Raw genomic sequence first — 22,989 nt, 5'->3', positions numbered from 1 at the left:
GTAACATGAAAATAAGGATGATTTTCTTTATTTTATTCAGTGCAATTATAAGCTTAAGCCAAGCTAGTGAACTTGTGTATACACCAGTAAATCCTAATTTTGGGGGAAACCCTCTAAATACAAGCCATTTGTTTGCTGGTGCAAATGCGATTAATGATTATAAAGGACCACAAGATGATTCATTATTCGAACAAGAATCAGCACTAGATCGTCTGACTTCAAGTTTAGAGTCTCGTCTAATTAGTCAGTTACTTGCCGATGTTGGTAATGGTAATACTGGGCAGTTAGTTACCGATGATTTCATCTTAAATATTGTAGATGATTCAGGGGCATTGCTTATTCAAATTGTTGATAAAGAAACGGGTGAAACTTCTGAGATACAAGTTAGTGGGCTCACTCCAGATTAATTTCTAAGCTAAGGAATCAGCAATGAAATATTCAATGTTACTTTTATTACTTATTATTTCAGGTTGTTCTAACTCAATTGATGTGCCAGATACTTCTGAGCTACCAACATTGATGCAACGTGGTGCAAGTTATGTCGACCTGATTTCACTACCTAAACCACAAGGGAAAATTTATGTTTCTGTTTATGATTTTAGGGATCAAACAGGACAATATAAGCCTCAACCAAACAGTAATTTTTCAACGGCTGTACCACAAGGGGGAACGGCTCTTCTAACGATGGCATTACTCGATTCTGAATGGTTTTTTCCATTAGAAAGACAAGGTTTACAGAATTTATTAACAGAAAGAAAGATTATTCGGGCTGCACAAAAAAAACAAGAATCGATTAGTAATCATGGCTCAACATTACCTTCCTTGTTATCTGCAAATGTAATGATAGAAGGAGGCATTGTTGCTTATGATTCTAATATTAAAACTGGTGGGGTTGGTGCTCGATATTTAGGCATTGGCGGTTCTGGTCAGTATAGAGCCGATCAAGTAACGGTAAATATTAGGGCTGTAGATGTTAGAAGTGGGAAAATTTTAACAAGTGTAACGACAAGTAAAACGATTTTATCTTATGAAGTATCAGCTGGAGCATTTAGATTTGTCGATTACAAAGAATTGTTAGAAGTAGAATTAGGTTATACAAATAATGAACCAGTAAACATAGCATTAATGTCAGCAATTGATTCTGCTGTTATCCACCTTATTGTTAAAGGTATTGAAGATGGTTTATGGCGTCCAGCTAACCCCGCAGGAACCGAAAATCCGATATTCCGTAAATATGCATCAGAAACCAATCAAATATTATAAGATCACATAAATAGAGTGTTTAAATATAATCTAAACACTCTATTTATTTTTAAGCTCCTGGTGGGTGGCTTAAACTCGTTGAAATCTGTTCAATTAATCCATCTTCTAGTTCAAATCTCATTTCAATAATTTCCCCTAATGCTGAGAAATCTTTATCAAAATCTTTCAATAGAAGATCTTCATCATCTTTTGAGTATTTATCTGTGAAATTAAGAATCGGATCTGTTGTTTTAGTGATGTTTGCGTATAGCTGACTCATTTCTTCCGTTGGAGAAAAGCCTGTAGCATCCCATTTTGCCATCACCATATTGTAGATTTTGAAATGCCCTTCAGAAATATAGTCGATGAGATGCTGAGTGAAAGACTGGATTGCAAAAAATGGTGGGAGGGAGAATGTTGAGGTATCAAACGGAGGAAGACCTGCCAATTTACAATACTCAACCAATAAATCTTGGCGAGTTGACAGCCAATGGTCAATAACGTCGTTATTCCCGCCCCATTGTTCTTGGAATTGATTTAGTTTAGTAAGCATAACGATATCCTTGTAGTTGCAAGCAATAAACTAACGCTTTATATCAATACCTAAGTAATTTCAAAATGCGGTTTCAGTAAGAATTACTAAGGTATACACTCATTATTATGTTTATTAAGATTGCCAGTAAATATTGATTGCTGCAAGAGGGTTATGATAAAGATGTTAGACCAACATACAAAAGCGTATTGGTGTGTCGTAAATGATTCTGCAGTTTGGTTAGAAGAGAAAACTCTGCCTTGTGGCAGTGCTGTTGATTTAAATTTACCTTTTGAAAATGCGATATGTATTGGTAATTATGACAACCATCCAGTGATGTGGCTGAACGATGAGCATATAGAACAGACAGTAGAATTTACTAATTTAAGAGAATTATTACTTGTTAAAGAATCTCTTTTTTTAATGATAAGTAAATCTATTCAATATGGTTTTATGGCTCGAGAATTTCGTTTTTGTCCTCAATGTGGTGGTCGAACTCAACTTAATATTAATCAAATTGCGATGCAATGTAACGAGTGTCGTAAGTTACATTATCCTCGAATATTCCCTTCAATCATTGTTGCCATTCGCAAAGATGACACGATTCTATTAGCTCAACATCAAAGGCATAAAGGCGGCTTATTTACCGTGTTGGCAGGCTTTGTCGAAGTTGGGGAAACGCTAGAAATGGCGGTTGAACGTGAGGTGTTTGAAGAAACGGGAATTAAGATAAAAAACATTCGTTATGTGGGCAGTCAGCCTTGGGCATTCCCTTCAAGTCTTATGATGGGCTATATGGCCGATTATGATTCTGGAGAAATAAAGGTTGATCCCAATGAGCTAATAAAAGCAGATTGGTACTATCAAGATAACTTGCCAGAGCTTGCTCCAAAAGGAACGATAGCCAGATCGCTAATAGAATTGACGCTTGATGAGATTAACGTAAGAAAAAATATTAATCGGTCGATGCTCTGATAAGAACTCAGAGCGTGTAGAATATAGAAGATTGGTTAAATATGATCTCGATAGCAAAGGTGGGCTTTTGTTCATCAAATTGAATGCTACAATAGCGAGATCTAATATGAGGAAAGATCATGACAGAATTAAAAAATGACCGCTATTTACGTGCGTTATTAAAGCAACCAGTAGATTACACTCCAGTTTGGATGATGCGCCAAGCTGGTCGTTACCTTCCAGAATATAAAGCAACACGTGCAGAAGCAGGAGACTTTATGTCTTTGTGTAAAAATGCAGAACTTGCTTCAGAAGTAACACTTCAGCCTTTACGTCGTTTTCCTCTAGATGCAGCCATTTTATTCTCAGATATCTTAACAATCCCTGATGCAATGGGATTAGGACTGTATTTTGAAGCCGGTGAAGGTCCTAAATTTGAACGACCAATTACCTGTAAAGCAGATGTGACTAAAATTGGCCTTCCAGATCCAGAAGGTGAGCTACAATATGTAATGAATGCGGTCCGTCAGATCCGTAAAGATCTAAAAGGCGAAGTGCCCCTGATTGGTTTTTCTGGTAGCCCTTGGACACTAGCGACATACATGGTTGAAGGTGGAAGCTCAAAAGCATTCACTAAGATCAAAAAAATGATGTATGCAGAGCCAGCAACATTACATCTATTGTTAGACAAACTAGCAGATACAGTTATTGAATACCTAAACGCGCAAATTAAAGCGGGTGCACAATCAGTGATGGTATTTGATACATGGGGTGGTGTATTAACTCCTCGTGATTATAATGAATTTTCATTGCAATACATGCATAAAATTGTTGATGGTTTAATTCGTGAAAATGAAGGACGCCGTGTTCCAGTTACGCTATTTACTAAAAATGGTGGTATGTGGTTAGAATCAATTGCAGCAACAGGTTGTGATGCTGTAGGCCTTGATTGGACAATTAACATTGCAGATGCAAAAGCACGTATAGGTGATAAAGTTGCTCTACAGGGCAATATGGACCCATCAATTCTTTACGCACAACCTGAACGAATTCGTCAAGAAGTTGGTACAATTCTGGAAGGTTTCGGTAATGAAGGCACTGGTCACGTATTTAACTTAGGTCACGGTATTCATTTAGATGTTCCGCCTGAAAATGCAGGTGTGTTTGTTGAAGCGGTGCATGATTTATCTAAGCCATACCATAAATAAAATCTTAGTTTAAAGATTTAATCGCGAAAGGAGACTCATTGCAGTCTCCTTTTTTATTGGAACAGAGATATACTTTTGTTGTCATAGAAATAACTAGAAAACTTAAAAGAGGCCATTATGTTTAAAAAATTACAAACCTTATTGCGAAAAGTAATGCATGATGGAACAGATAGCGGTGCGACAGATATTGCCTCTATGCATTTAGCGATGGCATCTTTGTTATGTGAAGTGTCTAGAGCGGATCATCAAAGTGATCAAAGAGAAGATGATGCAAAACTTCAATTGCTTATGAAGCTGCTTGATATTAATGAAGAGCAAGCCAAGCAGTTATTAATTAAAGCAATAAGTAAGAGTAAAGCATCGGTATCTCTTTACGAATTTACAACGAAGCTTCGTGCTCTAATGCCACAAGAGCGTTATGAATTAATAGAGGCTATGTGGTCTGTTGCTTATGCTGATGGAGTGATTGAACCTATGGAAGAGGCCGTTATTCGTCAGGTTGCTGATCTGATTTATCTTGACCATTTAGAGTTTATTCGTGCCAAGTTATCTGCCGCACCCAAAAAATAACTCTATTTAAAAGCCTGTAAATTTACAGGCTTTATTATTTTTTAATACCCTTTATCAAAATCAATCAAATTAAGTAAAGAGAACCCATCACGCCAACGTAGGTAATTGATAGAGAATTGATCGAAAACTTGCTCTGGAAAACTTATAGCAGCAATGTGTGGAGTCACTGTAATGTTTGGGTGGCACCAGTATGGGCATTCTTGAGATAATGGTTCATTAATAAATACATCCAGAAAAGCGTGAGAAATGGTTTTATTCTCCAATGCATGTAATAAACCATAATTATCTAATACTTCTCCACGACCCACATTAAATAATAAAGCTCCGTTTCCATGATTTAATGTCACTGTATTTAATAAATCTATCGTTTGTTCTGTTTTGGGAAGAGTGCTAACAATGACATCTGCTTGTTTAAAGGCGGTGTTAATCTCAGTGATGTGGAAGACTTGGTCAAAAGGAGATTCTTTTGGTGGGATCCCCGAACGGTTAATTCCGTAAACAGTAAAACCAAGCGCTTTGGCAGTAACTGAAAGATAGCACCCAATAGAGCCAGTACCTAAAATAACCATAGTTTTGTTTGATAATGAAGTATAGCTATGAGGTTGCCATTGCCTCTCATTTTGTTGCTTGGCATATTGAGTGAAATGACGAAAGTACTGAATGCAATAACCTAAAACATATTCTGAAATTTGTTGACCAAAGATCCCCTTTACGTTGGTAAGATCATAATCCTGCCTTAAATGCGGTTGTACTAGAGCGTCGATACCAGAAAAAGTCGATTGAAGCCATTCAACCCGTTCACATTGGTTAAGAAGGTCTGTAATAAGTGGCGGATCGGCAAGAATAATGTCTGCTTTTCTTAGATCATGACAAATTTCAAGATCAGGAAGATCTGATTGCTCAAAAAGTGAGAGGTATTTCCCTTTTTCTTTTGAAATGATAAGTAATTTATTCATAACCTTCCTTTTGTCATTCGTGGTTATCAAGTACACTTAAAGCGTCATTTTTTTATAGTGTAGAATCGTATATGTTACGCAATCCTATCCAAGTTCGTTTAGAAAAATTTGAACCATGGCAACAAATAACTTTTATGGCTTCTTTATGTGAGCGTATGTACCCAAACTACGCGCATTATTGTGAAGCAACAGGCTTTGCTGAGCCTCAAACCTATCGAGTTATTCTAGATAGTATTTGGGAGCTGTTGACCGTTAAAAATGCCAAGATTAATTTTGAACGTCAATTAGAAAAACTTGAAGAAATGATCCCTGAGTTAAATGATGACTCAATTTATCTAACTTACCCTGCTATCGATGCGTGTGTAGCATTGTCTACTTTCTTGCATGGGATTTTAGATCGCGATGTATTAGAAGATGCTATGTTTAAAGTTAGTCAACTATCAGTAACGACAGTTGCTCAATTAGTTGAAGCACAAACAGGTGAAGAAGTTACAGATGAAAATCAAAAAGAGATCGAAGTGATTTGTGAAGAATGGGATGTTCAATGGGCCATCTTCCGACCACTGCGTGAAGCTGAAGAGCGCGATATTGATTTAATTAAAGATTTACGCCAAGAATTAAGAGACGAAAATGTGAGTAATATTGGCCTAGAGCTGCAATATTAATTTTTTGTCTTCATATAAAAAAACCGATGGAATTCATCGGTTTTTTTATGTTTATCTAAAGGGGCTTGCTAACACCTTTATGTTTACACTCGCTTTTTAGCGCTCTTCTTCGTCTGTATTATCAATTACACCGTGTTTCGTTTTCCAATTTGTCCAACGTTGTTGAGCAAGTTGCTGCATATCTGTTGTTTTGTCTGCCTCATCAATGATTTCTTCGCCGACCATATATTCAAATATATCTTCAAGGGTTAATAAACCTTGGACCGTACCGTATTCGTCAATAACTAAAGCAAGCTGTGCTCTATGCTTCATTAAGTGCTCAAATGCTTTTGGTAGGGTAGACGTACTAATTACAACTTGAATTGGACGCATGATAGAGCCTAGAGGACGTTTTCCTTGACCTTCGTGCATTGCAGAGAACAACTCTAAGCGATGAGTAAAGCCAATGATATTGTCGCTGTCTTCACTGTAAACTAGCGGGCGAGAGAATGGCGTATCCATGTGTTCTTTTAGGAAGCCTTCAACCGTCATTTCTGCATTCACACGAAACAATACTGTTCTTGGTGTCATTACTTGAGTTACAGGGACATCTTTAATATTTAAGATGTTTGTTAATATTTTAGATTCACCTTCAGCGAACTCACCATTCTCCTTTGCAAGAGTTGCCATCGCAGCAATTTCATCTCTTAACTTAGGTGCTTGATGACCACGAGCTAAGCGTTTCGTTAATTGTTCAGATGCCCACACTACAGGAGTTAATAATAAAACCATCCAATAAAGCATTCTTCCTGCTAGTGGTGCAAGTTGGCGCCAATAAGTTGCTCCAATTGTTTTTGGAACAATTTCTGAGAATAATAAAATTGCGAACGTTAAGAACGCAGAGAAAACACCTAACCACTCACTACCAAAGACGATAGAGGCTTGAGCACCCGATGCAGCAGCACCTGCCGTATGGGCTATTGTATTTAGCGTTAAAATTGACGCTAAAGGGCGATCTACATTATTTTTTAATTGCGTTAATCTTTCTGAAGAAGGATGATTTTCCTGTCGCATTTGAGCTAGGTAGCTAGGACTGATACTGAGTAAAATAGCCTCAAGAACAGAACATATAAAAGATACGCTGATGGAAATGGCGATATAGATGGATAAAATAAACATTATTAATCTCAAAAAAAGTAAGCAAGCCCTTATAAAATGGGTGCTCATTGACCAAAATACAATGACTCAGAAATGAAAATTAGTAACAAATTGTGAGACGTTACTCAGTTTGTGCCTAAAGAACACGCATTCTGTAGCAAGAAGCGTGACAAACCTTTGCCAGATGGGGGCTTTATGCATTAGAGTTAACGGGATTTTAAAAAAATAGAAGGGAAACCCTAATGAATAAAACCCAGTTAATTGACGCTATTGCTGAAAAAGCAGACCTATCAAAAGCACAAGCAAAAGCAGCCCTTGAAGCGACTCTAGAAGGCGTAACTGGCGCACTTAAAGATGGCGAACAGGTTCAACTTATTGGCTTCGGTACGTTTAAAGTAAACCACCGTGCAGCTCGTACTGGTCGCAATCCTAAGACTGGCGAAGAGATTCAAATCAAAGCAGCTAATGTTCCAGCATTTGTTGCAGGTAAAGCACTGAAAGAATCAGTGAACTAAGCTATACTTTGCCGAGTTAACCCTTAACTCGGCATTTTTATGAAGCGCATTCTATCTACCTTACTTCTTTCCGTTTTTCTTTTTGGCTGTTCATCAAATCCATCAGGTGAGCAACGCATTAAATCAGTTACCTTTACTGGTGGTCAAATCCAAGGTGATGCTACTAGTTACTATTGGTACACTCGTCGATTACAACAACCTCTCAACGCCTCTGATTACGTTACTATGGGTGATTATGGTTGGTATAAAACCACCTATCGCTGGGAAAAAAATGTATTAGTTGAAGCCGTTAGGGAAGGTGAAATGTTGGATAGCTCTGATGGGCAGATCCCTTACATGATGCACGTTCGTTATAATGGTAATGGTGAGGCTGTGTATCAACGTTATCGTAAAGATGGACGTATCTTTCCATTAATGCCAAATCAATTAGCTCAATTCCAAGACCAATCTAAGTATTTAATTACAAAAGTGGAAGGTCTAGATAAAGAGAATGTTTCTTTGTATCAAGGCGAGTGGGATGGTGAAACATTTTATTCTTGTGATGGTAAACAGTACGACCAATTAGAGTTTAATCAAATTTTACCTAACTTTGTGGTGGCAAGATTATCTGGTTTAGATAGTTTTATTTCGTTTTTAGGTGAAGAAGTTGACCGAGATAAAAAAGTGTTGAAGATGTCAGAGTTATTGCTACTAACTGATGACAGCTATAAGTGTGTAGAGCGTCCAAATCTTATTGAAGATTAATACCAGTTGTAGATTATTAAACAATAAAAAAGGCGCTATCATCAGCGCCTTTTTGCTATTTGTAGAAAAGTAATGCTTATTTACTTTCTAATTCACGAGCAATGGCACGGTAACCGATGTCGTTACGATGAAACATTCCATTCCAGCTAACTTGTTTAGTTAGCTCATACGCACGCTCTTGGGCTTCAGAGACGGTATTACCGAGTGCAGTAGCACAAAGTACACGTCCACCGTTAGTTATTACTTCTCCAGTAGCGTTGTTTGTTGTTCCTGCATGGAAAATCTTTTGACCTTCTACTTCCGCTGTTGGTAATGCAATTACATCACCTTTTGCATAATCGCCAGGGTAACCGCCGGCTGCGAGAACAACACCGATAGAAGCTCGTGGATCCCACTTAGATTCTGCTTCATCTAATTTTTCGTCGATAGCCATTAAGCATAATTCAACAAGATCTGATTCCATGCGCATCATAATCGGCTGTGTTTCTGGGTCACCAAAGCGACAGTTATATTCGATTACTTTTGGAGTGCCATCAGCATCAATCATCAAACCTGCATATAGGAAGCCAGTATAAGGTGCGCCTTCAGCATCCATACCGCGAACTGTAGGGTAGATAACTTCTTCTAGAATACGATTATGAATTTCAGGAGTTACAACAGGCGCTGGAGAATATGCACCCATTCCACCCGTGTTAGGGCCAGTATCTTTATCGCCTACACGCTTATGATCTTGGCTAGTCGCCATTGGTAGAACGCTTGCGCCATCAACCATAACGATAAAGCTTGCTTCTTCGCCTTCCAGAAATTCTTCGATAACGACACGGCTACCAGCATCACCAAAAACGTTACCAGAAAGCATGTCTTTGATCGCATCTTCAGCTTCTTCAAGTGTCATTGCAACAATAACGCCTTTACCCGCAGCAAGGCCATCGGCTTTAACGACAATCGGTGCACCTTGTTCACGGACATAAGCTAATGCGGGCTCAATTTCAGTGAAGTTAGCGTAGTAACCTGTTGGGATATCATGGCGAGCTAAGAAGTCTTTAGTAAACGCTTTAGAACCTTCCAGTTGTGCTGCTGCTTTTGTTGGGCCAAAAATAGGTAATCCCGCTTCACGGAACGCATCAACCACACCAATTACTAATGGACCTTCAGGACCAACAATAGTCAGTTCAATTTCTTTTTCTTTAGCAAACGCAACAAGAGCAGTAATGTCTTCAACATCAATCGCCACGTTTTCTAATTTTGGTTCAAGCGCTGTACCTGCATTACCTGGAGCGATAAATACCGTTTCAACGTTTGGGTTTTGTGCTGCTTTCCAACCTAGTGCGTGCTCACGACCGCCGGCACCAATAATCAATACATTCATGTTTTAAAATCCTTATAGCTGCTTCAGAGCCTTTATTTCTGTGTCAAACATGCTCACTTATGGTCATAAGCTCCGCGTGTTTTCCTTGAACTAAAGTCACTGATTTGCTCTACGTATTTCAAATATCGGAATATTTAAAAAAACAAAATAATAAGTTTTGCTCAAAGTAGTTGGTGCTTACGCGATTCAACTATTCGAGGTCTCTTTAAATCAGTGGGAGCGCTAACAAGGCGACAAGCGAGCTTATCCCTATGAGCATAGCTCGCTATGTGATTAGGGTAAGCGAGCGTAGTCAACGCAGTTACCGCCCCAATGATGACAAGAGAACTAGTGGCGGAAGTGACGCATGCCAGTAAAGATCATCGCCATGCCATGTTCATCGGCAGCAGCAATAACTTCGTCATCACGCATAGAACCACCCGGTTGGATAACACATTTAATGCCTGCTTCAGCAGCAGCATCAATACCATCACGGAATGGGAAGAACGCATCAGATGCCATTGCACAGCCTTCAACCACAAGACCTTCGTCAGCGGCTTTAATGCCAGCGATTTTTGCAGAGTAAACGCGGCTCATTTGGCCTGCGCCGACACCGATAGTCATGTCACCTTTAGAGTAAACAATCGCGTTAGATTTAACGTATTTTGCTACTTTCCAGCAGAACAATGCATCTTTTAGTTCTTCAGCAGTTGGTTGGCGCTTAGAAACCACTTTAAGCTCATCTTCCGATACCATGCCTTGATCGCGATCTTGAACTAGTAAACCGCCGTTAACGCGTTTCACGTCAAAGCCAGTTGTTTTAGTTGTCCACTCACCACATTCAAGTAGGCGAAGATTTTTCTTAGCTGCAACAATTTCAATTGCTTCAGCAGAAACAGAAGGAGCAATGATAACTTCAACGAATTGACGCTCAGTAATTGCAGTTGCTGTTGCTGCATCTAGTTCGCGGTTAAATGCGATGATACCGCCAAATGCAGATGTTGGATCTGTTTTGAAAGCGCGGTCATAAGCTTCAAGAACATTTTCACCTAGGGCAACACCACATGGGTTTGCGTGTTTAACGATAACACATGCAGGTTCGTCGAATTCTTTCACACACTCTAGAGCGGCATCTGTATCTGCAATGTTGTTGTAAGAAAGCGCTTTACCTTGAATTTGACGAGCAGTTGATACTGACGCTTCTTCAGGATTAGCTTCAACATAGAATGCAGCAGCTTGATGACTGTTCTCACCGTAGCGCATGTCTTGTTTTTTCTCGAACTGTTGGTTGAAGGTACGAGGGAATTTAGATTCGTTATCGCCTTCCTTATTCTTACCGTAGCTAGGAACCATAGTGCCGAAGTAGTTTGCGATCATGCCATCGTAAGAAGCTGTGTGCTCAAATGCAGCAATTGCTAAATCAAAGCGAGTTGCTTGAGTCAGTGATTTTTCGTTAGAGTCCATTTCAGAAATTACGCGATCGTAATCGTGAGCATTAACGACAATAGCGACGTCTTTGTGGTTTTTAGCCGCAGAGCGAACCATTGTTGGACCACCGATATCGATGTTCTCAACAGCATCAGCTAACGTACAGCCTTTTTTTGCTACGGTTTCAGCGAATGGATAAAGGTTAACAACAACAATATCGATTGGGTTGATACCATGTTGAGCCATGATGTCATCATCTTGACCGCGACGACCAAGAACACCACCATGAACTTTAGGATGAAGAGTTTTAACGCGGCCATCCATCATTTCAGGGAAGCCTGTGTAATCAGATACTTCTGTTACAGGAATATTTTTTTCTGCTAGCAGGCGAGCTGTGCCGCCAGTAGATAAAATATCAACACCACGTTCAGTCAGTGCTTGAGCAAATTCTACAATACCAGTTTTATCAGATACGCTAATTAGCGCGCGACGGATCGGACGTGGGTTATTCATTGCTACTTTCTTCCTTTAGAATTAAGTTAGGATTTTTGCCAAAAATGAACTTGTTCTGTTTGTCATTCTTAATGATAAAGACAACAAACAGCAATTGGCCAGTTTTGGGAAATACCCTAATAAAGAGTTAAGCGCGAAACATCACATCAACGTAATGGCGCATATTCTAACTAAAGTTAAACAAAAAAGCTTCCGCAATCGATTGCATTCTCAAAAAAAGATGCCCTTTTTGTTAAAAAAGAATGAAAATAGGCGCTGACAAAGAGGGATTAGAGTTAATGAAAATGTATTTAATTGGTGAATTGGCAAAACACTGTAATGTAACCAGTGATACATTACGTTTTTATGAAAAAAATGGATTACTCATTCCGTCAGGAAGAAGTAGTAGCGGCTATCGTCTTTATAATGAAGAAAATCTAGCGCAAATCCGTTTTATCTTAAAAGCAAAGCAATTAGGTCTAACTCTTGATGAGATTAAAGAGTTACTTGCTATTCGTCTAGAGGCTACTAAACACAGTTGTGCTGAAGTTAAATCGATCACACAAACGAAGTTAACGATTATAGATGAGAAGATTGCACAACTAACGGATATACGCACTGCATTGAAAAGCATTAATGATGCGTGCTGTGGTCATATCGATGATGATGCCTCACATTGTTCAATTCTTTCGGCACTGGCTGATTTAGAAGAGAAAAAAGCGTAAATTTATTATGACTGTTTATTAAAGATGTTGATAAAATGGTCGATAGTTAATGTATAAGAATACGAGCAAAAATTAGGTGAGAGCCAATTAATGGAAAAACAATACGTAATGAAATTGCTTTCCGCTCTGAAAGTTATAGATAGAAAAATCAGTGAGCAAGGGAAAGCAGTAATGGAGCTTGATGCTCGCATTAAGCGTATTGAAGCTCAGAACGCTAAGATCGCTAAAATGATTGATAGCGGAGGTGCTCAAGGAGCGAGTACAGCAGGAGCCTCAGCTGATTTAAGTGAACTTGATGAGCGTTTGAAAGGAATTGAAGAGAAAACAGCAAAAGCAGTCGAGCTTATTCGCTCAGGTGCTGGCGCTGGTGGTGGTAAGAAACGAGCTTGGCCGCCATAGTAGGTAATAGATTGAAAAGCCGATACTACAGAAATGTGGTATCGGCTTTTTTATGTCAATTAATCAACTATATTATAGATATAAAAAAAGCAGTGTTAATTACTTAACACTGCTTTGAATTTTCAATAAGGCTTGATTAGTTCATGCCGTATTTTTTAAGTTTCTTGCGAAGCGTACCACGGTTGATACCCATCATGTTTGCTGCTTTCGTTTGGTTGCCGCGAGTATGCTGCATGATCATGTCTAGTAGAGGTTGCTCTACTTCAGCTAATACTAATTCATATAAGTCGTTAACTTCTTGGCCGTTTAATTGGCCTAAGTAGTTTTTCAGCGAAGCCTTAACAGAGTCACGTAGTGGTTTCTGAGTAATTTGGTCTTGTGCTGTAACTGTTGTAACTGTTAATGCTTCTGAAGTCATAGATTGATCGAACATATTCTGTTTAGCTCTTCTGTTATTATGATGCAACGTGGTCGAAATAGCTTTCAAGCTGATGGAGTTGCTGTGAAGCGTCCTCTATCGCGTTAAAGCTGCGGCGGAACTCATTTGCTTGCTCATGCTCTTTTAAGTACCAACCCACATGCTTACGAGCAATGCGAGGGCCTAAAAACTCACCATAAAATAGATGAAGTGCATGAACATGGCCAAGTAAAGTAGCCTTCACTTCTTCAATAGGAAGAGGTGGCATGAGTTCGCCCGTTTCTAAATAATGTTGGATTTCTTGAAAAATCCATGGCCTACCTTGTGCAGGACGGCCGATCATTAAAGCGTCTGCGCCTGTGTAATCAAGCACAAAGCGAGCCTTCTCCGGCGAGTCGATATCACCGTTCGCTATAACCGGAATAGAAATCGCTTCTTTTACCGCTTTAATGTTGTCGTACTCAGCATCACCTTTGTACATACAAGCTCTGGTTCGCCCATGGAGCGCTAAAGCCTGAATGCCACACTGTTCTGCCATTTTTGCAACCTGAACACAGTTTCTATTGTCTGGATCCCAGCCTGTACGAGTTTTCAGAGTGACAGGAACATCAACCGCATTCACAACAGCCAGTAAGATCTCTTCGATCAGATCTGGTCGTTGTAGAAGCGCTGAACCCGCAAGCTTCTTATTCACTTTTTTAGCAGGGCATCCCATATTGATATCGATGATTTGCGCACCAGTTTCAACACAGTGTTGCGCTGCTTCCGCCATTAACTTTGGATCTGCCCCTGCAATTTGTACTGAGCGAATACCAGATTCACCTTCATGTACCATGCGATTTTGGGACTTAGATGTTTTCCACAGTTTTGGATTAGAAGACATCATTTCGCTCACGGCCATGCCTGCGCCGTAACGCATACACAACTCACGAAAAGGCCTATCGGTTACACCAGCCATAGGAGCAACGATAAGATTGTTGTTTAATGTATATTTACCTATCTGCAAAACATCCACACACGTTTGTGTCAGCAAGGGCGCGCATTTTACGCATTTTTTGCTCGCCTGAAAAGACCAAATTTTGAGCATTTACAAATTGTTTGTTCAATTTGTTTATATTTCAGTCAATTAGACGGTTTTATGCCTCAAATTTAGTATTGAGGCATTGAAGTTTTTTCTAGGAAGAGTAGGTCTGAGAGGACATTACTTCTTAATTCCTGAGATTCTACACCATTCTTGTTGCTCAGCAATTGCATCAAGAGTGAAGTTCTCAGAGTAGTATGAAGCGACATCAAGCGCTTGAGTATCAAGTACACCAGACATTGCTAAGACGCCTTTTGGCTTCACGTGAGCGGTGATAATACTTGAAAGCTCACGTAAAGGAGCAGCAAGAATATTAGCAACTACAACGTCAGCTACAAGGTTTTCAGGTTGGTCTTGAGGCAGGAATAACTCAAGTTGATCAGCGACGCCATTACGAGTTGCATTGTCTTTTGATGCCGTGATCGCTTGAGGATCAATGTCGATCCCTACGACTTTTGCAGCACCTAGTTTGATCGCGGCGATCGCCAAAATGCCAGAACCACAACCAAAATCGATAACCGTTTTACCTTTAAGATCGATGCTTTCTAACCATTCAAGACAAAGTGCTGTTGTGGCATGGGTACCAGTACCGAATGCTAAACCCGGGTCAAGCATTACGTTAACAGCGTCAGGTTCTGGGATTTCAAGCCAGCTTGGGCAGATCCATAAACGCTCACCAAACTTCATTGGGTGGAAGTTATCCATCCATTCACGTTCCCAATCTTTGTCTTCTAGTTGCTCAACTTTGTAAGCAAAGTTATCGTCTAGAACGTTACTTGCTTTCAACTGTGTAATCACTAAATCCATGTCGGTTTCTGCATCATAAAGAGCAACAATATCTGTCTCGCCCCATAAACGAGTCTCTCCAGGAAGAGGTTCGAAGATAGGGACATCTTTTGCATCTAAAAATGTGACTGAAAGAGCACCTGTCTCTTCCATTAGCATATCACTGATTTGTTCAGCATTTTCAGAAGTAGCGTTTAGTTTTACTTGAATCCAAGGCATGGGGATCACTTTATTTAGTTGAAAATATCGGCGAATTTTACCATAGAAAAAGGCCGTGAGTGTAATCACTCACGGCCTTTATTTATTTCTTTAACTTAAAGAATCAAATTGGCGTCTTATTGAAGACCTAATTTTTTCTCTAGGTAATGAATATTAGCACCGCCGTGTTGGAAGTTTTCATCGTTCATGATTGATAATTGAAGAGAAGTATTTACGTTAATACCTTCAACAATCATTTCACTTAATGCGTTCTTCATACGAGCAATAGCAACATCACGATTTTCACCGTAAGTAATTAGCTTACCGATCATTGAATCGTAATGTGGTGGCACTGTGTAGCCAGTATAGATGTGAGATTCCCAACGAACGCCCATACCACCAGGAGCATGGAAGCGCGTTATCTTACCTGGAGACGGTAGGAATTTAACAGAATCTTCAGCATTAATACGGCATTCAATAGAATGGCCACGTAGCTTAATATCATCTTGTGTATAAGATAATGGTTGGCCAGCCGCAATACGAAGTTGCTCTTTTACTAGGTCGATGCCCGTTACCATTTCAGTAATCGTATGCTCAACTTGGATACGAGTGTTCATTTCAATGAAGTAGAATTCACCATTTTCGTATAGGAATTCAAACGTACCAGCGCCACGATAACCAATTTCGATACACGCACGAGTACAACGGTCACCGATGTATTTACGCATCTCTTCAGTGATGCCAGGAGCCGGAGCTTCCTCAACTACTTTTTGGTGGCGACGTTGCATAGAACAGTCACGCTCACCAAGATGAATTGCATTACCTTGGCCATCAGCAAGAACTTGAACTTCAATATGACGAGGGTTTTCAAGGAATTTTTCCATGTAAACCATATCGTTATTGAAACATGCTTTTGCTTCTGCGCGAGTCATTGCGATTGCTTCAACAAGATCTTTTTCGGCACGAACAACACGCATACCACGACCACCGCCGCCACCAGAGGCTTTGATGATTACAGGGAAACCGATACGTTTTGCGTGAGCTTTATTTTTAGCTGCATCATCATCTAACGGACCGTCAGAACCAGGTACACAAGGTACGCCCGCTTTTTTCATAGAAGTGATTGCTGATACTTTGTCACCCATCATGCGAATAGTTTCCGCTTTTGGACCAACAAAGATAAAACCAGAACGTTCAACTTGTTCTGCGAAATCTGCATTTTCAGAAAGGAAGCCATAACCAGGGTGAACAGCTACAGCTCCTGTTACTTCTGCCGCACTGATAATACGAGGAATATTTAGGTAGCTGTCGATACCACGAGCAGGACCAATACAAATCGTTTCATCAGCAAGAAGAACGTGTTTTAAATCACGGTCGGCCGTAGAGTGAACAGCAACCGTTTTAATACCAAGTTCTTTACATGCTCGCAAGATACGCAGTGCAATTTCACCACGGTTTGCGATAACTAATTTATCTAACATAGAGGCCTCTATTATTCGATGATAACAAGAGGTTGATCAAACTCAACCGGGTTGCCGTCTTCAACTAGAATCGCGGTAACTACGCCTGATTTATCTGCTTCGATTTGGTTCATCATTTTCATTGCTTCGATGATACATAGAGTATCGCCAGCAGTAACTTGTTGACCAACTTTAACAAATGGTTTTGCATCAGGGCTTGAAGCGCCGTAGAAAGTACCAACCATTGGAGAGCAAACTTTATGACCAGCTACTTCAGCAGGAGCTGCAGCTACTGGAGCCGCCGCTGTTGCAACAGGTGCTGCTGTTGGAGCCGCAACTGGTGCAGGAGCTGCAACTGCTTGCATTGGTGCAAGTTGAGCCATAGGTGCTACCGCACGGCTGATACGTACAGATTCTTCACCTTCAGAAATCTCAAGTTCTGCAATACCAGATTCTTCAACTAGTTCGATCAGTTTTTTAATTTTGCGGATATCCATTGTGTAATCTCTTCTGTTTATATTCAGTGATTAATTTGAACGCAGGCGTTTTATCGCAGCATTCAAAGCAAATTCGTAGCCATCGGCACCTAATCCACAAATCACACCGACCGCTTTATCTGAAAGATAAGAATGGTGGCGGAAAGGTTCGCGTGCATAGACATTAGATAAGTGCACTTCAATAAAAGGAATATCAACCCCAAGCAATGCATCACGCAAAGCGACACTCGTATGAGTAAGCGCGGCTGGGTTGATAATAATGAAATCAATACGTTGATAAGCATTATGAATAGCTTCAATCAACTCATATTCACGATTTGATTGTAAATGCTCGAGTTCAACATCCAACGTATTAGCTTGAATGGTTAGAGCGTTAACAATCTGTTCTAAATTTTGACTGCCATAATGTGCCGGTTCTCGAAGACCTAATAAATTAAGGTTCGGACCATTGAGAACTAAAATTCGCGATTGAGTAGACATTGTGATGCTAAATTCCTTGTTTTTACGGTTAAAGTAAAAAAAGCACATCTTTTATATTAGATTCGATGAGCTTTTGCAATTTTTGTCTTGCGAATGCTCATAAAAAGCAATTATAGACAATATCACAGCAAATCGCAGCAAAATACTGGTCTTATCAGCTCTAAGTTTCATTCTTGGTGTCGTGAATAAAACATTTTTTGGCTCATATATGATAATTAGAATAGTAGAGGACTATTAAGTTCAGTGATTTTATCCGTTAGTTAACAAATACTTTCAACTTGTAGAACAACTATACAGTTTTTTATTTTGTTTATTAGCTTCAAAGAAGGTTGTTAGGAAAAGATCTGTCAATTTGAGCTAAGAGTCACAATAAAAAAACCACTATTATGATTAATAGCGGCTTTGGGGAGGTTAGATTCTTATTTTATCTAAGCAATTTTTCTTTGCTCTTCAATGAGTTTATCGACCACACTAGGGTCTGCAAGTGTAGAAGTATCACCTAAATTAGAGGTGTCGCCTGTTGCGATTTTTCGAAGAATACGACGCATAATTTTACCTGAACGTGTTTTGGGTAGTGAATCAGTCCAATGCAAGAAATCCGGTGTAGCGATAGGACCAATTTCTTTTCTTACCCAATCTTTTACTTCTTTATGTAATTCAGCACTTGGGTATTCACCTGAGTTTAATGTTATGTATGCGTAAATAGCTTGGCCTTTAATATCGTGTGGAACACCGACAATGGCCGCTTCGGCAATTTTATCAAAAGCAACAAGAGCAGATTCTACTTCAGCCGTACCCATGCGGTGACCTGATACATTTAATACATCATCGACACGTCCAGTAATCCAATAATAACCATCTTCATCACGTCTAGCGCCATCACTCGTGAAATACATGCCTTTAAAGGTTGAGAAATAGGTTTGTTCAAAACGTTCGTGGTCACCATAAATGGTACGCATTTGTCCCGGCCAAGAATCAGTAATAACTAAGTTTCCATCGGCAGCGCCTTCAATAAGGTTGCCCATGTTATCAACCAAAGCTGGTTGAACACCAAAGAAAGGGCGAGTTGCAGAACCTGGTTTCAATGCGGTTGCCCCAGGAAGTGGAGAGATTAAAATCCCGCCCGTTTCCGTTTGCCACCACGTATCAACGATAGGGCAACGGGCATCACCAATGGTGTTGTAATACCATTCCCATGCTTCAGGGTTAATTGGCTCACCAACAGAACCCATGACTCGTAATGATGTTCTTGATGTTCCTTCAATAGCATCATTGCCTTGAGCCATTAATGCTCGGATAGCCGTTGGTGCAGTATAAAGAATATTTACATTATGCTTATCCACCACTTCGCTCATGCGGCTTGTGCTTGGGTAATTTGGCACACCTTCAAATAAAATGGTTTTTGCTCCATTGGCCAGCGGCCCATAAATTAGATAAGTATGACCTGTTATCCAACCTACATCGGCAGTACACCAAAACACTTCGCCTTCTTGGTAATCAAAAATATATTTAAAGGTCATTGCTGCATAAACAAGGTAGCCGCCAGTGGTGTGTAATACGCCTTTAGGTTTACCTGTTGAGCCGGAGGTGTAAAGAATGAAAAGAGGATCTTCAGCATTCATTGCTTCAGGTGCACAATGTGCAGAAGCAACAGCGGTCGCTTCATGCCACCATACATCGCGTCCTTCATTCCAATCTACATCATTACCTGTACGTTGGAATACAACCACTTTTTCAATGGTGGTTACTTCAGGATTATTTAATGCATCATCGACGTTTTTCTTTAGAGGGACGGTACGCCCACCACGAACGCCTTCGTCAGCGGTGATCACTACTTTTGCATCTGAATCGACAATGCGACCCGCTAGTGCTTCTGGAGAGAAACCACCAAAAACAACCGTGTGAACTGCACCAATACGAGTACAAGCAAGCATAGCTACAGCAGCTTCAGCGACCATTGGCATATAAATACAGACCACATCACCTTTACGTACCCCTTGGCTTTTTAGTGCGTTTGAGAATTTACATACTTGTTCGTGAAGCTCGTTGAATGTAATTGAGGCATCATCTTGAGGATCATCGCCCTCCCAGATGATCGCAACGTCGTCACCACGAGTAGCAAGGTGGCGATCAATACAGTTTGCTGAGACATTTAACTCGCCATCTTCAAACCATTTAATGTCTACGTGACCAGTATCAAAAGAGGTATTTTTTACTTTAGTGTAAGGAGTCATCCAATCGACTATTTGTCCATGCTCACGCCAAAACCCCTCAGGGTTAATAACGGATTGCTGGTACATTTCACGGTATTTATCTTCATCAGCATGTGCATGTTTTGCGATGTCTTGATTGACTGGGTATACGTGAATGTCACTCATGTTGGTTCTCCTTGTGAATACAGCAAATATCCAGATTAGTATGTCGCTGGATTTATGGCAGCGCCTTCATTGGCTCTGCTTTTTTATTAGTAGGGTTGATATTACTTTCTGCTAGAAATGCGTTTTCAACAATTAGACTTTAGTCAGAGAAAGAAGGGTTTACTGAATTTTTGAACAGATAAGAGTTGGTTTTTGAGAGACAGATCAGTAACTATGGGCATTTCTTATTTTAGGTAGTTCAGGGAAATCTCCATAAGTTAAGCGCACATAAATAAGAGCAGCGGCAATGGCATCTTCAAGAGCATCATGGCGTTCGGCCTGTGGCAGGTCTAAATGTCGAGAAATAGCTTCAATGCTTAAATCGTAATATGCATTAGGTAATAATCTTTCTAATTTATGATGATAAAGGTGGCTCACTTCAATGAGTGAGTTTGGTAGGGGGTGTCTGAAGTGGCGTAGACTGACGCGATCTAAAATCTTCTTATCATAATGAATGTGGTACCCAACAATTGGGCGGCGTCCAATAAATTGAATGAGTTGCTCAAGGGCCTCTTTTTCTGATATCCCATGAGTTAAATCTTGGTGCCTTAGTTGATGTATTTTTATTGAATCAGAAGTAAGGTTCTGTGGAGGCCTTAATTTTAAATGTATGCTCTGGCTTGTGATTACTTTATTATTTTTTATTTTGATGGCGGCAATTGAGACCAATTCGGCATGACTCGGATCCAGACTCGTGGTTTCGCAATCAATCGAAACTAATTCATCTCCAGAATATTGAGTAAATAACTCACGGTGTGGGTGAATTCGTAATTTATAGTGCCACCAGTGACGTTGCAGTCGATTCATTATTATTAATCCCTGATCTGATAATGATAACCAAGCCATTCTTTGAATTTTTTAACTATGTGTAGACTGTGGCGCAATAAATCCCGTTCAGTTCTATCAAGTCGCTCTATGTGAATATGATTCGTGAGTTGAGTTGTTTTCTCTTGTAATTGATGGCGTAAGCGCCATTTGAAAAATAATTTTAATGCCTCACTTAAATTATCTGCGGTAGATGGTTCTAGTATTTTTCGTAGGCGTAACTCGTCAATACGTTGGAAAGTGTTGGTTTTATCTATCCCTTGCTCTAATGACAATGCTCGGATCCCGTGAACAATTGGAAAAATACCGCCTTGCTTGATATCAATGCCTTCTTTTTTATTTTTTATATTGCCAAACAAGGTTAATGGGACAGTAAATTGAAGAGCCGGACGAGTAAAAATACTGAGGATGAGATCGTTATCTTTGAGCTTGTTAGCGATGCATTTTTTTAAGGGAGAAAGTAACTCATGATTACCAGCAATCGCTTGAGAGTCAGAAAATATAGCTAAATTCATCATATTATTGCCATTATGTTCGGTGCATATTTTTTCAATATAACGTAGCCATTCTCCCTCTGTTTTTACCCAATGAGGATTACTTACCATTATGTTTCCTTTACATAATGGGTAACCTAACTGTTGTAGCGTTTGAGTTAACTTTTTCATCAGAGTATGAATATCAGGCCAGTCAACGTTATCTTTAATGATTAAGGCATTGTCTTGATCGGTTTTTAGAACCTGCTCACCTCTACCTTCGGATCCCATGACTATGAAGCAGCAATGATTATGTAAGCTTTTAGGCACAACCAAACTAAATGCTTTTTCAATAATTTGTTCATTAACGGTTGAAATTAATTCCATAATAAATCGAGTGCGAATACCGTTATTAATTAAGGTTTCAATTAGGTGTGTTTGGCTATTGGCGGCTATCGCAAGCTCTTCAATACTTTGTGCTCTGGCGATCCGTAATGTAAGAACATGAGAGTGAGTAGAAAAAAGACTCAAGACCTGAGTCATATCTAACATGCCAATGAGTTGATTATTTTCGAGAACAGCAACGCGTTTTACTCGATGGCGAGTCATTAATGTCATGGCATTAAAGAGATAGTCCCCTTTATTGATATGAACAATAGGGTAAGTTGCTATTGGTCCCGAGGGGTGATTAGGAGTAAGCCCATCAAGCATTAAGGCGTGCAATAAGTCGGTACGAGTAATAATGCCAAAAGGTAAGTGGTTGCTGGTTGCTTGATGTCGTTTGTCGTATTGATTCAATTCTACAAATAAAGCGTCTGCATTATGTTCTTTGAGTAAATGCGTGACATGTTTTAATGATGTATTTCCATCGACAACGAGGCACTCTTGAATCGTATCATTATCTACTTTAGTGAGTATAAATTCGGCGAGGTTTTGTTGTTGGTGTGCTTGTGTAATTAATGCTTTTCGTTTGGCTAAGCTGTTATTGAAATAGGCAGAAAAAGCATGATTATTTTCATATAAAGAGAGAAAAACAGAGCTAGGAAGAAGATGACATAATGTATCTTCGATTGCGTGATAGGAGTGTTTGGCGGAGCCTTCAAATTGAGATCGGATATCAAAAAGATCATCATGGGTATAATGTGCATAGATCTCTCCATTGCTATTTGAACGCTCTTCAACAACGCCTTTTATAATGATGAAGACATTATCAGACGCTTGTCCTTCATGCAGTAATGTATCCCCAGCTCGGAAATAGGCTATATCGACATGACGAGTTAGTTGCTCTTTTTCTAGGGTCGTTAGTGTATTAAATGGAGCAATTGAGACATTGAGTTCACTTGGCATAGCTCCATCCTTTCCTAGGTTAGTGATCTTATTTTCACTATAAATCACTAAGTAATGAAGACGACTTTAGTCTAGGTCTCTTATTAATTGAT

At 39.7% G+C, this 22,989-nt stretch carries 24 protein-coding genes; 10 read left to right on the top strand and 14 right to left on the bottom strand.

Annotated features, from left to right (window positions below):
• Positions 1-5 precede the first annotated feature (5 nt).
• Together BTO23_RS11245 and BTO23_RS11240 are read left to right on the top strand one after the other, a co-directional pair.
• Positions 6-407, top strand: a complete 402-nt coding sequence (locus BTO23_RS11245) for a curli assembly protein CsgF (RefSeq protein ID WP_060992728.1) — start codon at positions 6-8, stop codon at positions 405-407.
• 22 nt (positions 408-429) lie between these two features.
• Positions 430-1,263, top strand: a complete 834-nt coding sequence (locus tag BTO23_RS11240) for a CsgG/HfaB family protein (protein ID WP_061005640.1) — start codon at positions 430-432, stop codon at positions 1,261-1,263.
• A gap of 49 nt (positions 1,264-1,312) precedes the next feature.
• Here BTO23_RS11240 and BTO23_RS11235 read toward each other — a convergent pair whose 3' ends face one another.
• Positions 1,313-1,795, bottom strand: coding sequence for an Rsd/AlgQ family anti-sigma factor (locus BTO23_RS11235; RefSeq protein ID WP_060992726.1), 483 nt, complete (start codon positions 1,793-1,795; stop codon positions 1,313-1,315).
• A 162-nt stretch (positions 1,796-1,957) separates the two neighbouring features.
• Between BTO23_RS11235 and nudC the strand changes: the two genes are divergently transcribed.
• From nudC to BTO23_RS11220, 3 genes are all read left to right on the top strand, one after another.
• Entirely contained in the window at positions 1,958-2,749 is a 792-nt protein-coding gene (gene nudC, locus BTO23_RS11230; RefSeq protein WP_060992725.1) for an NAD(+) diphosphatase, read from the top strand.
• 119 nt (positions 2,750-2,868) lie between these two features.
• A complete protein-coding gene (hemE, locus tag BTO23_RS11225; RefSeq protein ID WP_060992724.1) occupies positions 2,869-3,936 on the top strand; it encodes a uroporphyrinogen decarboxylase in 1,068 nt (355 codons plus the stop codon).
• Between the two features lie 117 nt (positions 3,937-4,053).
• Positions 4,054-4,506, top strand: coding sequence for a tellurite resistance TerB family protein (locus tag BTO23_RS11220; RefSeq protein ID WP_060992723.1), 453 nt, complete (start codon positions 4,054-4,056; stop codon positions 4,504-4,506).
• 41 nt (positions 4,507-4,547) lie between these two features.
• Here BTO23_RS11220 and BTO23_RS11215 read toward each other — a convergent pair whose 3' ends face one another.
• Complete coding sequence (locus tag BTO23_RS11215) at positions 4,548-5,462, bottom strand: D-2-hydroxyacid dehydrogenase (protein WP_060992722.1); 915 nt, start codon at positions 5,460-5,462, stop codon at positions 4,548-4,550.
• A gap of 71 nt (positions 5,463-5,533) precedes the next feature.
• On the opposite strand from BTO23_RS11215, the gene BTO23_RS11210 reads away from it, so the two are divergent.
• Positions 5,534-6,127: a YjaG family protein gene (locus BTO23_RS11210; protein ID WP_060992721.1), complete on the top strand. Its 594-nt coding sequence runs from the start codon at positions 5,534-5,536 to the stop codon at positions 6,125-6,127.
• Positions 6,128-6,223: 96 nt separating this feature from the next.
• On the opposite strand, the gene BTO23_RS11205 is transcribed toward BTO23_RS11210, so the two are convergent.
• On the bottom strand, positions 6,224-7,285 hold the full coding sequence (locus BTO23_RS11205) for a CNNM domain-containing protein (RefSeq protein WP_105063497.1): 1,062 nt from the start codon (positions 7,283-7,285) through the stop codon (positions 6,224-6,226).
• Positions 7,286-7,506: 221 nt separating this feature from the next.
• Here BTO23_RS11205 and BTO23_RS11200 point away from each other — a divergent pair, with 221 nt between their 5' ends.
• Positions 7,507-7,779 carry an HU family DNA-binding protein gene (locus BTO23_RS11200; protein WP_060992719.1) on the top strand — a complete coding sequence of 91 codons (273 nt, stop codon included), beginning with the start codon at positions 7,507-7,509 and terminating at the stop codon, positions 7,777-7,779.
• A gap of 39 nt (positions 7,780-7,818) precedes the next feature.
• On the top strand, positions 7,819-8,523 hold the full coding sequence (locus BTO23_RS11195; RefSeq protein WP_105063496.1) for a DUF1481 domain-containing protein: 705 nt from the start codon (positions 7,819-7,821) through the stop codon (positions 8,521-8,523).
• Positions 8,524-8,599: 76 nt separating this feature from the next.
• Here the strand turns inward: BTO23_RS11195 and purD are convergent, their stop codons facing one another.
• Both purD and purH read right to left on the bottom strand, forming a co-directional pair.
• Complete coding sequence (gene purD, locus BTO23_RS11190) at positions 8,600-9,892, bottom strand: phosphoribosylamine--glycine ligase (RefSeq protein WP_105063495.1); 1,293 nt, start codon at positions 9,890-9,892, stop codon at positions 8,600-8,602.
• A gap of 327 nt (positions 9,893-10,219) precedes the next feature.
• Positions 10,220-11,812, bottom strand: a complete 1,593-nt coding sequence (purH, locus tag BTO23_RS11185; RefSeq protein ID WP_105063494.1) for a bifunctional phosphoribosylaminoimidazolecarboxamide formyltransferase/IMP cyclohydrolase — start codon at positions 11,810-11,812, stop codon at positions 10,220-10,222.
• Between the two features lie 284 nt (positions 11,813-12,096).
• Here purH and zntR point away from each other — a divergent pair, with 284 nt between their 5' ends.
• Together zntR and BTO23_RS11175 are read left to right on the top strand one after the other, a co-directional pair.
• Complete coding sequence (zntR, locus tag BTO23_RS11180) at positions 12,097-12,516, top strand: Zn(2+)-responsive transcriptional regulator (RefSeq protein WP_060992755.1); 420 nt, start codon at positions 12,097-12,099, stop codon at positions 12,514-12,516.
• 90 nt (positions 12,517-12,606) lie between these two features.
• Positions 12,607-12,915 (top strand): hypothetical protein, encoded by a 309-nt coding sequence (locus BTO23_RS11175; RefSeq protein WP_060992715.1) that lies wholly within the window; start codon positions 12,607-12,609, stop codon positions 12,913-12,915.
• 136 nt (positions 12,916-13,051) lie between these two features.
• On the opposite strand, the gene fis is transcribed toward BTO23_RS11175, so the two are convergent.
• From fis to BTO23_RS11130, 9 genes are all read right to left on the bottom strand, one after another.
• Positions 13,052-13,348, bottom strand: a complete 297-nt coding sequence (gene fis, locus BTO23_RS11170) for a DNA-binding transcriptional regulator Fis (protein ID WP_005421285.1) — start codon at positions 13,346-13,348, stop codon at positions 13,052-13,054.
• Positions 13,349-13,370: 22 nt separating this feature from the next.
• Positions 13,371-14,339, bottom strand: coding sequence for a tRNA dihydrouridine synthase DusB (dusB, locus tag BTO23_RS11165; protein WP_170066729.1), 969 nt, complete (start codon positions 14,337-14,339; stop codon positions 13,371-13,373).
• A 195-nt stretch (positions 14,340-14,534) separates the two neighbouring features.
• Positions 14,535-15,419: a 50S ribosomal protein L11 methyltransferase gene (prmA, locus tag BTO23_RS11160; protein ID WP_061005653.1), complete on the bottom strand. Its 885-nt coding sequence runs from the start codon at positions 15,417-15,419 to the stop codon at positions 14,535-14,537.
• Between the two features lie 116 nt (positions 15,420-15,535).
• Positions 15,536-16,879: an acetyl-CoA carboxylase biotin carboxylase subunit gene (accC, locus tag BTO23_RS11155; RefSeq protein WP_061005654.1), complete on the bottom strand. Its 1,344-nt coding sequence runs from the start codon at positions 16,877-16,879 to the stop codon at positions 15,536-15,538.
• Positions 16,880-16,890: 11 nt separating this feature from the next.
• Positions 16,891-17,355, bottom strand: a complete 465-nt coding sequence (gene accB / locus BTO23_RS11150; protein ID WP_060992712.1) for an acetyl-CoA carboxylase biotin carboxyl carrier protein — start codon at positions 17,353-17,355, stop codon at positions 16,891-16,893.
• A gap of 30 nt (positions 17,356-17,385) precedes the next feature.
• A complete protein-coding gene (gene aroQ / locus BTO23_RS11145) occupies positions 17,386-17,835 on the bottom strand; it encodes a type II 3-dehydroquinate dehydratase (protein WP_170066716.1) in 450 nt (149 codons plus the stop codon).
• 428 nt (positions 17,836-18,263) lie between these two features.
• A complete protein-coding gene (gene acs, locus BTO23_RS11140; protein ID WP_061012942.1) occupies positions 18,264-20,213 on the bottom strand; it encodes an acetate--CoA ligase in 1,950 nt (649 codons plus the stop codon).
• A 204-nt stretch (positions 20,214-20,417) separates the two neighbouring features.
• Complete coding sequence (locus BTO23_RS11135; RefSeq protein ID WP_061012940.1) at positions 20,418-21,059, bottom strand: 3'-5' exonuclease; 642 nt, start codon at positions 21,057-21,059, stop codon at positions 20,418-20,420.
• A gap of 5 nt (positions 21,060-21,064) precedes the next feature.
• Positions 21,065-22,897, bottom strand: a complete 1,833-nt coding sequence (locus BTO23_RS11130) for a DUF294 nucleotidyltransferase-like domain-containing protein (RefSeq protein WP_061012938.1) — start codon at positions 22,895-22,897, stop codon at positions 21,065-21,067.
• Between the last annotated feature and the right edge of the window lie 92 nt (positions 22,898-22,989).

Source organism: Aliivibrio sifiae, assembly GCF_002954715.1.
GTDB lineage: Bacteria > Pseudomonadota > Gammaproteobacteria > Enterobacterales > Vibrionaceae > Aliivibrio > Aliivibrio sifiae.
Note: the sequence above shows the minus strand (reverse complement) of the source record. Positions and strands in the feature narration are given on the sequence as shown.